Origin of the sequence: Zarconia navalis LEGE 11467, assembly GCF_015207075.1 — a bacterium.
GTDB lineage: Bacteria > Cyanobacteriota > Cyanobacteriia > Cyanobacteriales > Geitlerinemataceae > Zarconia > Zarconia navalis.
This window is the reverse complement of the sequence record NZ_JADEXN010000120.1, coordinates 1-10967: the sequence shown is the minus strand read 5'-3', so window position 1 is coordinate 10967 and position 10967 is coordinate 1. Positions and strand designations below refer to the sequence as shown.

Genomic DNA, 10967 nt, shown 5'->3' with positions numbered 1-10967 from the left:
CGATCGTTCCCATCGGCGAGTGGGTTTTGCGGACGGCTTGCGCTCAAAATCAGGCTTGGCACGCTGCCGGGTTCGGGCAGCTGAAAATGTCAGTGAATTTGTCGGTACGACAGTTCCAACATCCCCATATTGTGAGTGATATTGCCACAATCCTCAAAGAAACGGGCCTAGATCCACAATTTTTGGAGTTGGAAGTAACTGAAACAACGTTGATGCAGAATATCGAGATGGCTCGACCCATTTTGATCGGTTTGCAAGAGATGGGAATTCACTTGGCTCTAGATGATTTTGGCACTGGCTACTCTTCTTTAGGCTATCTCAAACAATTGCCTTTCCATACGTTAAAAATCGATCGCTCTTTCATCCACGATTTGGAAGATAACTCTCCAGATATGGCAATTGTTTCGGCTGTTATAGCTTTGGGTAGCGGACTCGATTTGCGGGTGATTGCAGAAGGTGTGGAAACTCAATACCAACTGGATCTACTCTCGAGTTTAAACTGCCAACAAATGCAGGGCTACTTATTTGCGGCTCCCCTCAAGGCTCTCGATGCAACAAAGTTTTTGCTCGAACATAGTCTGAGTCTCACAGATGATAGCGAAGCTGAGGGCTAGTGCAGCGCGGCAATTGACAATCGATCGTCGACCGTTGACAATTAATAGGAACTTGGCGTAGCTCAATTTTCCATCAGACCGCAGTTAGGGTCAAAGGTGAATTTGTACCAAATATTTATCTACCGCTTTGGGGGTAGCCAACTTCGCGAGCGCGATGAATCGTATTCCGTTCGACCCCAATGGTGTCAGTAGACCCAATGGATGCTTTTTTGGATTTCCCGATTCTGGGGAAGAAGCCAAAATTGTATTTTTGCCCGTTCCTTGGGATGTGACAACATCCTATGGTATCGGTACGGCTGATGGCCCCCAAGCTATTTTAGAGGCCTCGCTTCAGGTGGATTTGTACGATTTCGATCTGCCCGATGCTTGGCAAATTCCGCGCGGGACGATTCCGATCGACGCTCGGATTCGCGATCGCAGCGCCACTCTGCAACACCAGGCGAGATCGATCGTCGCCCACCTAGAAGAGGGTGGAGAGGTGAGCGATCTGGCGATCGCCGCCCAACTCCAGATCGTTAATCAAGCATCGTCGGTATTGAACGATTGGGTGTACGAGCGCGCCCGATCTCTGCTTGAAGAAAACAAGCTCGTCGGTTTAGTTGGGGGCGATCACAGTACTCCTCTGGGTTTGATGAAGGCTTTAGCCCAAAGGCACGGCGAGTACGGTATCCTCCAAATTGACGCTCACGCCGATTTGCGGCAGGCTTTTGAGGGATTTACCCATTCCCACGCTTCGATTATGTACAATGCCTTGCAGCTATCGGAAATGACCCATTTAGTGCAAGTGGGGATTCGGGATGCGTGTGAAGAGGAGCGCCAACTCGCTATAAGCGATTCTCGGGTAGTGATGTTCGACGATTGGCAACTCAAAGCTAATGGTTATCAGGGAATTTCGTGGCACCAGCAATGCGAGGCGATCGTGGCAGCGCTGCCTGAGAAAGTCTATATCAGCTTCGATATCGACGGACTCGATCCTCGATTTTGTCCTCATACCGGTACGCCGGTTCCGGGAGGATTGGACTTCAATCAGGGGATTTATTTAATCCAGATATTAGCTAGATCTGGAAAAACGATTATTGGCTTCGATTTGTGCGAAGTTGCACCGGGGATGAATGACGAATGGGATGGTAACGTTGGCGCGAGATTGCTTTACAAATTGTCGAATCTAATGTACTTATCTGGGCGATCGCGATCGAACAAAAAGTGAAAGAGAGGTCTCTCAAACCCATAGAGTGTAAGAGAGAGCGCACTAAACAATTGTGAAAAATCGATCGAGCGATTTAAGTTATACTAAATCTTCATAAAGTTCACCGATTCGCGATCGATTTGAGGTCGATCGACCCCATTAATTGAGTGAGTTATGAAACTGCTAGAGACGATCGACTTAAGCTTAAATGGCCACCCTACATAAAGCCCGCACTAACCGTTCAGACGCAAAATGAAACAAAAAATCATCCCAAATCCTCTGTGTGCTTCTCAATCGAAATTAGAGGGAATTTCTTATCTGGTTGACAACTATTTTACGGCGTATAATGGGGCGCGATTGCGGGAAATCTGTCAACTTCTCGTCACCAAAATTCTCCAACCCGAAGTAACAGTAGGACTTAGCTTGAGTGGTGCTTTAACCCCCGCAGGGTTTGGCACGTCGTTACTGTCACCGCTCATTGAGGCTGGATTTATCGATTGGATCGTCAGTACGGGAGCCAATCTCTATCACGATTTACATTACTCTCTCAATTTCGAGCTATTTGCCGCTCAACCATCTCTCGATGATATCGAGCTGCGAAAAAACAATACAATTCGCATCTACGATATTGTTTTTAAATACGAAGTTTTGCTCAAAACCGATGAATTTATCCGAAGTATCATTCAAGGGGAAAAATTTCAAAAACAGATGTCAAGTGCCCAGTTTCACTATCACTTGGGTGAATATATCAACAATGTCGAGCAAAGTTTTGGGATTACGTCGGGATTGCTTTCAACAGCTTATCGGTGTGGCGTTCCCATCTATACAAGTTCCCCTGGAGATAGTTCCATCGGCATGAACGTCGCTGCCGCCGCACTGACGGGTTCTCAACTGGTTATCGATCCGAATCGAGATGTCAACGAAACGGCGGCGATCGCCTACGATGCTCGAGGGAAAGACGATCGCGGAAAAAGTGCGGTCATTATTTTAGGTGGCGGTTCCCCAAAAAACTTCATCTTACAAACGCAACCCCACCTTCACGAAGTTTGCGGCTTGGAAGAACGGGGACACGATTATTTTATTCAGGTGACCGACGCGCGCCCCGACACGGGAGGACTCAGCGGCGCCACACCCGGCGAGGCGGTGAGTTGGGGCAAAGTCGAACCCAACCAGTTACCGGACTCCGTGGTGTGCTACGCCGATAGTACGATCGCTCTCCCCATTCTGACGGGTTACGCTCTCGATCGGGCCGCACCGCGATCGCTCAAACGCCTTTACGATCGACGAGTGGCGATGCTCGATCGATTGCGCCAAGACTATATCCGACAGGTCGATTAATTTCCCCCTCTCTCTTTCGACGTTGCCAGCATTAGATTTGAGTCGTTGTAAAACTTATATCCAATCCCAAAATCTAAGCCTTTGATATCCTTCTCGGTTTGATAGATCTCCCTCAAATCCGATTGATATCGCTCGGCAAACAACTCGATGGGACTGACGTAGGCTCCATAAAACTGCCGATCCCATTGTTCGGGATCGAAGTATCGCACCGGCATCCCCGAATCGTCTTGCAAGACGTGGCTGCTTTGGGTCAAAATCAGATCGCGAATGGTGGAAAAACTCTCGTTATGCATCAGATACGATGCCGCCTTTAGATAGGTGGTTGGCGTATCGAGTGTCTTGACGAATTCGATAAATTCTGGTGTTCCCTCCAAGCCGGTATTCGATAAATCTGTCGAGAAGTAATAGAGGGTTTTGGATTGAGATTCTCCTTCGGGAACGAAAGAAATTTTGACCCCCGGCACTAAACCCGAATCGATGAGTTCGTTGCGGTTGGCAAAGGGTTGCAATTCGGAATTTTCATCGAGTCCCACGTACTGCGCGTCGAGAATGTTATTGTTCGTGCGTGCCAGAAACACAAATAGAATCGGCAAGACTCCCTGTTCGTCTAGATCGACTGCCATATCCTTCGTACGGAAAAAGCTATATTGCAAGATGGCATATAACGATTGGTTGACCCCTTGCAGGCGGTTGCTGATGGCTGACTCCGGTGTAATTTCTGGCAGTTCTCCCACCGGTTCTAACCCCACCATCACGTAATCGGTGGCTTCGGGAAAAAAGGTGTAGCCGTATAAAATATCCGGCCCGCTAAACGGATAAAAAATTTGCGGAGAACCCTGGTTAATCGACTGAAGTTCTTCAGCGGCCCAGGTTCTGGCGCGAGAAAGCTGTTGGCTTTCTAACCGAGACCAGGCACTGTTGAGAAAGTTGGCATGGTCTAGCCAAACCGAACTGTCTTGCAAGGAAGCAATGGGACTGCTTCGATCCACTTCCAAACCGGCAAGAAATCGAGATGAATCGGTCAGAAGGGCAGCTCGTTCGGAGTCGAAGTCATTCACCGACGGTTCAACAGCCGTTGTATCAGGGGCAGAAGACTCATCAGAAGCAGAAGACTCACCTCCCGCAGATGTCCCGGACTCTTGCGTTTCGCTGTTGCTAGAGGTCGTTTCCGATGCCCCATTTCCTGATGTCTCGCTCGCACAGGAGGATAGACCGATGGGAAGTAAAACCGTTGCGAGCAAAATTAAGAAAAACTTTTTCATGACAATAGGGGGTATTCTCAAGATCGAACAATACTTAGTTTTTAAGTATCTGAAGAAATAACTTTCTTTTTGACCGCCAGAAAGTAAACCGGCAATCCAAGAGCTAACGTTCCCAAACCGGCAAGGGATTCCATTGTTTTATCTTTGAATATAAAAACAAGTATCCACAGGCTAATGGCTAGAAACACGATCGGGACAATTGGATATCCCCAGGTTTTATACGGCCTGGGAACTTCCGGATGTCCGAATCGGTAGATAAATACACCCAAAACTGTAAGAAATGAGGAGAGCGTCAGGGTAAAACTGAGATAGGTTAAGACGGCTTCAAAGGTCGAGGTGATTAACAAAATCAGGACGATCGATAACTGGAGCAAAATTGCGTAGTAGGGAACGCCATTGCGATTTTTTTTCGCCAAAATTTGAAAAACCGGCATATCTTCGCCGATAACTTGAGTCACCCTCGGTCCGGCTAAAACCATCGAACTAATTGACGAAATTAAGCCGAAGGAAATCAGCATTCCCATAATTTTTGCCCCAGAAGTCCCAAAAATAGACTCAGCGGCAATATATCCCACTTCTAATTGACCTGCCAATCGATCGATGGGAGTGGTATACAAAAAAATAAAGTTAATCAGAACGTATAAAACCATCACCGCAGCCGTGCCAATAAATAGCGCGCGCGGTACGTTTTTTTCCGGTTCTTTGACTTCACTAGCTAGATAAATTGCCGCGTTCCACCCTGAATAGGAATAGGTCACGTAGACCAAAGAAATCGCAAAGGGAGAACTAAAAATCGAGCGATAATCGCCGACTGATGGGAGAAAGTTAATATCTTGAGGTTGCGCCAGGACAAAGCCGCAAACAATTAAAATTAGAATCAGCGAGACTTTCCCAACTGTAGCGATATCTTGAAAGGAACTGCCGAATTTAAGATCCCGCGTGTGAATTAGAGAAACGCCAATGACAACGACGATAGCGATCGCTAAGGGGGGCAAACCGGGAACGACACTCGCGGCATAAGTTCCCAATGCCATGGCAGCTAGTGCGATCGGTGCGGCAAAACCGACCGTAACCGAAACCCACCCAGACAAGAACCCAATGGCTGGATGGTAAATCTCGGTCAGATAGTGATATTCTCCACCCGATCGGGGCATTGCCGCCCCCAGTTCCCCGTAAGATAAAGCTCCGCACAGGGCAAAGACGCCACCCACGATCCACAGCATTAACAACGAAAAACCCGACTGGATATCGATCGCTTGGAAGCCCAAACTGGTAAAAACCCCAGTGCCGACCATATTGGCCACCACCAGACAAATTGCTGTAAATAAGCCAATTGAGGGTTGGATTGGAGTCTTTTCGGAAGTCATTCGATCGGGATAAATTTGACTCGATTACCAAACAAATGCTTGCTGACAAAGACTCTAACATCTTTGCCCGCGCGCTCTTAGATAGTCTACATCTAACAGTTCCATTTCCCAACCAATGTCACCGTTTTTTTCGAGGCTGCCAACTTTGCATTTTTCAAGGTTGACTGATGACCTTAACGTTGGTATCTTGATAGGTCTTGGAATTGTAAATATAATCGAAAGCAGCACGATCGTCGAGAGCGTGGGCGCGTAAAAACAAAGCACTCCAACGGGCAATTGTCTCAATAGCCGTACTTTGTTCGAGAGTCGGTCGGCTTAGTTCTTGGGGCGAACCCGGTGGAGTATCCATATCCGTAATCCCGTAATGATTGCTTCCCTTTAGCAAGACAAAAACCTTGGGAGGATTGTATATTTGCTTGTAGGTTCCGAGGGTTTCTTGGGGAGTAATCAAACTATCTCGACTGCCGGCAATCAAGGCGATCGGAACGTCGGCATTATCAATGGAAAGATACTCGCCATCCTCCCACAAAAACGTACCGAAGAATGCGGCGGCCACAAGTTCTTCGGGGATGCTGTACTCACCGACGCAAAATGGAACGTCGCAGGCGCCGCGAATGGCATCTAGACCCATCATCCCCCCGTGAGAATGACCGAGCAGAACGAGTTTTTCGGCGTCCATCATCTCGGCAAACGGGGCGCCTTTTCTGGTCATTCTCAAACTTGCAAGGGCCTCGGAGACTTGGCTGACTTGGGCGAACAGGGCGGCGCGGCCGAGAATCGAGGTGCGATGGTTGGGGACAACCACGATAAATCCATACCGGGCAACGGTACTCGCGTACTGGGCGTAGTAAGCTTTATCGACATTTGCCCCCTGAAGAAATAGGGCGATGGGAAAAGTCTGAGGCTCGTTCCCTAAGGTGGTGGGATCGGGATAGTAGATATCTACGGGATCGCCGCTGGTGATGAGGGTGGTGCTATAAGTGGCGATCGCATCGAACATGGGAGATGGGGGAGAAGAGGAATCAGTTGAATCGGCTTGTGGCGTACCGGAATGGACGGGGTGGCTCGAAACGACCGTTGCGGTCGAAGTTCGGTTCCAGAAGGGAGGACGGACCCGCCCGTCGATCGATTGGCGAGTCAGCGCGCTTGACGGCAGTGGGGTCAATAGCGCGCAAAACCCCGCGATCGCCCAAGGTGCGATCGCGATGATAGGCGAACCATTTCGATATTCCATAAAAAAAGTCTTGTGAAAGTCGAGGGACGATGGTTAACCTAGCATCGAGACGAGCATCTATTGAAAAAATGTCATCGCTGTGCCTTCCCGATCTGGGCTTACATCTGACGCCCGAAATCCTCTAAAAGCTCCATCAACTCGGTTTGACACCGATCGGGCAGCAGATCGACCAGGGGAATTTCACGCTTGCCTCCACCTAGAGAGATAGGAATACTTTGCAAGACTCTTCCAACCCGATCTGGGGTTAAAGAATTGTCTTCCAACATCGGGTACAACTGCTCGGCAAGAGTTTGGTGCAGTTTGGCATTTTCGAGATAGAGATGCCATTTGGCAATATCCATATAGATGCGATCGCCAATCTCGGCGGCGAGAGCTTCAATAGCTTGTGTAGTACTTGTCATGGGATGTTTAGGTAGTTAAGTGAACTCGATATTCGGACGGTTCGGACGCTATCTAAATCGATCGTGCCGACCTCGGCGATCGAAATCGATTTAAATCCATCGCTCGAATCAATATTTATTATATTGACAATCTTTTGTCTGGAGAGCGGAGAATTTTGGGTTCATCAACCCGAACTGATGCTAACTTAAACCGATCGTGTCGCGATCGATACTCAGTAAAATCTCGGAAATTTCAGACGAATGCGATCGCCCGAGCCGAAAAAGTGGCGATGAGGGATTAGGATATAAACAAATTCCTTTGACTTGAGTTCTCGCAAACCTCGGGTACCTCACTCGAAAATTCCAGAGATCGATCGCTCCGGTCAAGGCAAAAGGCGGCTCCCCAACACGTAACGTGTCTGGCACGAACCGGTGGGAACTTCCCCAGTCTGCATCTCTTCAAGCTTTAATGGTAAGGCGCGGTGAGACCGGAACTCTACGATAAGTAGCTCGGGGAACGAGTCCACAGCCCAAAACACGAGTTTCTGGTAAGTTCTCGGCGCATCAGCGCTCAAAAACGAACCGCAAAGGAGGCGATATCACATCGCGCCCGTCGTTTAACACCCCGAATATCAACATTCGAGGGTTTCAAACTCCCGGAGTTTTTTAGATGAACCTAACGGCTGGAACTGTTCTTCAGAATGGCAAATACGCGATCCGCGCGACGCTAGGTCAGGGTTACTTCGGTACCACCTACCGGGCCGTTCATGCCAATCTAGAGCAGCCCGTGGTCATTAAGACCTTAAGTGAAAGCTTGCGCCACTACGCCCAGTTCGATCGATTTCAGCAACGCTTTATCCAACAAATTCAGCGGATAGCTCAATGTCAGCATTCTAACTTGGCACGGGTTCTCGACCTGTTTTACGAAGGCGGTCAAGTATTCGCCGTCATGGACTACATTCCCGGTCCGACGCTGGCACAAGTGATGAGAACGGGTCAGCCATTACCCATCCCTCTAGCCTTATACTATATCCGGCAAGTGGGAGCCGCTCTGGGGGTTTTGCACCGCAACAACGTCCTTCATCTAGATATCAAACCCGATAATATTATCCGGCGCTCCGGTAGGCATCGAGTAATCCCCATCGATTTCGGGATCTCTCAAGGATTCACCGTGGGGGCCGCTCAAACCCATGCCGGACTGCTCTCAGCGGGGTACGCTCCTCTCGAACAGTACGATCCGCAAGGTAAAAGGACTCCCGCCACGGATGTTTACGCCCTGGCGGCCACCTTGTATCACCTAATCGCCGGACAGCCTCCCGTCACTGCCCCCCTGCGCGATCGCATTCCCCTACCCAGTCCGAAACAGTTTCAAAGGGACATCAGTTCGGAAGTCGAGAGTGCCATTTTGCAAGGCTTAGAACTCAATGTCGAGCAGCGCGTGCCGACTGTCGAAGCTTGGTTGAAACTGTTTCCGCGCGAATCGAACGTCGTGCGCGAGATGGCAGTGGCTCCCACCCTCGAAGAGAATTTGGCGTCTAAGGGAGTTCTCAATGGGAAAACGGCAAGAACGGCACCCAAGGAAGACGAACCGCAGCCAGTCGCAGTTGCCCGCACGGCAGGGGCAGACGCGGCGGACGAGATCGAAATCCAAGAAACTTGGCGACCGGGATTGCGACCCTGGATACCGGCTCTATTTGCCACCACCTCTCTGATTTCGGGAATCGGCGGGGCTAGTTATGTCTTCTCGATGCAGTCGAACGCGGCTTCTCGAACGAGCAGCGATCGCCCCGAAATTGGGAAATCGTTACCCGGACGCGGCTTCAGACCTCAAGTTCGCCTTGAAGATACCTCCAAAGAGCCGGAATTTGTCGAAGAGGCAATTCCCTCAGAACCCGAAAGGTCTTCATGGGATGATCCATCGGATTATTCCGCAGACTACCCCTCGGACTCTCGAGAGTTTTCCAATACCTCAGAACCGGCATCTTATCAGGACGAGCCGACTTACAGGCGTTACGATCGCTACGAGCAGCCCTCGCACAGATGGGACGAGCCTCAATACGACGGGTATGCACCCGAACCCGAACCGATCGTACCGGAAAAACCCTTTATTGGCTCCTCGGAGTCTTCTTTGTCTGAAGTCGAACGACCTCCGAACGCTGTGGAAGTGCCGAGTCCGGCTTGGGAAAACCCGGTAAAAACTCAGAGCGATCGTTCGAGCGAATACCCAGCGACCCTCGATTTCTCCGAGCCTAAGTTCGATCGATTCCCCGTGGAAAAATCGAATAAACCATCTACGGGAAATGTGGGTCACATCTAAGCCGATACCCGCTCCCAAGCTAGGTTAAAACAGAGCATTCCAAACTTTTCGTCGGAGTGGGCGTGCTTGTCGGACAGATTATTCGATCGGGATACAAATGCGTATCCCCAAGCCCGGAGATCGAGAGGGAAACTAGCACGTTATAATTTGTAACGGAAGCGTAATATTCAGTAACGTCATGACTAACTCTCTAGTTCGTTCCTTTTTTGTGGGTCGAGTTCTAGCAGAAAGTATCGGTGAATCCTTCGAGAAAGTTCTAACAAATGGTTTGAGCGAACTGGGAAAATTTGACGCCGAGCAACGAGAACAACTGCGGCAATTTACCGAAGAGGTAATGTCGCGCGCCGAGCGCGCCCAAGACGCGGCGATGGAGGGTCGAAGCACGATCTCTGTCGATTTTTCGAGTTCTTCCGATCTCGATTTGCAAGCCACCATTGACGATCTGCGAGCAGAAATCGCTCAGTTGCGAACTGAGTTGCAGCGCTATCGCAGTCAGGCGGCCTAATTTTCTAGATCGCGATCGATTGACTCATTGACTTTTCTGCCCCCGTTCAACCCACAGCCTAGGAATTCGAGTGTCTGCACTTCAGGATGAACCGATCTCTCAGACCCCCTATGCAGCAAGCTCTACAACCGTAGAGCGCTCCCGTCTCTCGCGCATCGGGTCAAAAAAACAAGAAGCCTACCCCACGGCAAAGTCTTATCGCTGGAACCGCAAGAACTATTCTCGCGGGCGGCGCCGTATTGAAATTTGGGCGTTCGTGTCCCGATTTTTGTGGGAACAGTGGCGAGATAAACGCAATTGGACTTATGTTGGGGGATTTACTGAAGAAAAGAAGAAAGTCCGACAGCGCCAACAAGCGATCTGGATTCGAGAAACTTTTCTAGATCTAGGCCCGACTTTCATCAAACTGGGTCAATTGTTCTCCACCCGTGCCGATCTTTTTCCGGCGGAATACGTCGAAGAACTCACCAAACTCCAAGATCGAGTTCCAGCTTTTAGCTACGAGGAAGCTGCGGCGATTATCAAAGAAGATTTTGGCAAGGGGGTTGACCAACTCTACCGCCACTTCGATCCGCTTCCGCTGGCGGCAGCGAGTTTGGGACAGGTTCACAAAGCCAAACTTCACTCGGGAGAGGAAATTGTCGTCAAAGTGCAACGCCGGGGTCTGCGGCGATTGTTTAATATCGATTTGGCGATTCTCAAAGGCATTGCGAGATATTTTCAGAACCACCCGAATTGGGGTCGGGGTCGAGATTGGATGGGCA

General features: G+C 49.7%; 10 protein-coding genes. 6 read left to right on the top strand and 4 right to left on the bottom strand.

Annotated elements, in window-relative coordinates; all coding sequences use genetic code 11:
* The 3 genes from IQ235_RS08515 to IQ235_RS08505 form a co-directional block, all read left to right on the top strand.
* A partial coding sequence (locus tag IQ235_RS08515; RefSeq protein WP_264321051.1) for an EAL domain-containing protein occupies positions 1–614 on the top strand: 614 nt, incomplete at its 5' end.
* Between the two features lie 154 nt (positions 615–768).
* Positions 769–1821, top strand: a complete 1053-nt coding sequence (locus IQ235_RS08510) for an agmatinase family protein (RefSeq protein WP_264321050.1) — start codon at positions 769–771, stop codon at positions 1819–1821.
* 231 nt (positions 1822–2052) lie between these two features.
* Complete coding sequence (locus IQ235_RS08505; protein WP_264321049.1) at positions 2053–3138, top strand: homospermidine biosynthesis protein; 1086 nt, start codon at positions 2053–2055, stop codon at positions 3136–3138.
* On the opposite strand, the gene IQ235_RS08500 is transcribed toward IQ235_RS08505, so the two are convergent.
* The 4 genes from IQ235_RS08500 to IQ235_RS08485 all read right to left on the bottom strand — a co-directional run bounded on the left by IQ235_RS08500 (position 3135) and on the right by IQ235_RS08485 (position 7402).
* Entirely contained in the window at positions 3135–4400 is a 1266-nt protein-coding gene (locus tag IQ235_RS08500; RefSeq protein ID WP_264321048.1) for a hypothetical protein, read from the bottom strand. The two genes, IQ235_RS08505 and IQ235_RS08500, sit on opposite strands and share 4 nt — an antisense overlap.
* A gap of 41 nt (positions 4401–4441) precedes the next feature.
* Positions 4442–5767, bottom strand: a complete 1326-nt coding sequence (locus IQ235_RS08495; protein WP_264321047.1) for an APC family permease — start codon at positions 5765–5767, stop codon at positions 4442–4444.
* 154 nt (positions 5768–5921) lie between these two features.
* On the bottom strand, positions 5922–7001 hold the full coding sequence (locus IQ235_RS08490) for an alpha/beta hydrolase family protein (protein ID WP_264321046.1): 1080 nt from the start codon (positions 6999–7001) through the stop codon (positions 5922–5924).
* A 98-nt stretch (positions 7002–7099) separates the two neighbouring features.
* Complete coding sequence (locus IQ235_RS08485) at positions 7100–7402, bottom strand: DUF3181 family protein (RefSeq protein ID WP_264321045.1); 303 nt, start codon at positions 7400–7402, stop codon at positions 7100–7102.
* 649 nt (positions 7403–8051) lie between these two features.
* Here IQ235_RS08485 and IQ235_RS08480 point away from each other — a divergent pair.
* From IQ235_RS08480 to IQ235_RS08470, 3 genes are all read left to right on the top strand, one after another.
* Positions 8052–9698 (top strand): serine/threonine protein kinase, encoded by a 1647-nt coding sequence (locus tag IQ235_RS08480; RefSeq protein ID WP_264321044.1) that lies wholly within the window; start codon positions 8052–8054, stop codon positions 9696–9698.
* 178 nt (positions 9699–9876) lie between these two features.
* Entirely contained in the window at positions 9877–10203 is a 327-nt protein-coding gene (locus IQ235_RS08475) for a DUF6825 family protein (protein ID WP_264321043.1), read from the top strand.
* Between the two features lie 154 nt (positions 10204–10357).
* Positions 10358–10967, top strand: a 610-nt coding sequence (locus tag IQ235_RS08470) for an ABC1 kinase family protein (RefSeq protein WP_264321052.1), incomplete at its 3' end; no start/stop codon positions are given.

Excerpts from the sequence above, each read along its gene's own strand:
- IQ235_RS08510 (WP_264321050.1), top strand. The coding sequence starts at position 769 with ATGAATCGTATTCCGTTCGACCCCAATGGTGTCAGTAGACCCAATGGA.
- IQ235_RS08505 (WP_264321049.1), top strand. The coding sequence starts at position 2,053 with ATGAAACAAAAAATCATCCCAAATCCTCTGTGTGCTTCTCAATCGAAA.
- IQ235_RS08500 (WP_264321048.1), bottom strand. The coding sequence starts at position 4,400 with ATGAAAAAGTTTTTCTTAATTTTGCTCGCAACGGTTTTACTTCCCATC.
- IQ235_RS08495 (WP_264321047.1), bottom strand. The coding sequence starts at position 5,767 with ATGACTTCCGAAAAGACTCCAATCCAACCCTCAATTGGCTTATTTACA.
- IQ235_RS08490 (WP_264321046.1), bottom strand. The coding sequence starts at position 7,001 with ATGGAATATCGAAATGGTTCGCCTATCATCGCGATCGCACCTTGGGCG.
- IQ235_RS08485 (WP_264321045.1), bottom strand. The coding sequence starts at position 7,402 with ATGACAAGTACTACACAAGCTATTGAAGCTCTCGCCGCCGAGATTGGC.
- IQ235_RS08480 (WP_264321044.1), top strand. The coding sequence starts at position 8,052 with ATGAACCTAACGGCTGGAACTGTTCTTCAGAATGGCAAATACGCGATC.
- IQ235_RS08475 (WP_264321043.1), top strand. The coding sequence starts at position 9,877 with ATGACTAACTCTCTAGTTCGTTCCTTTTTTGTGGGTCGAGTTCTAGCA.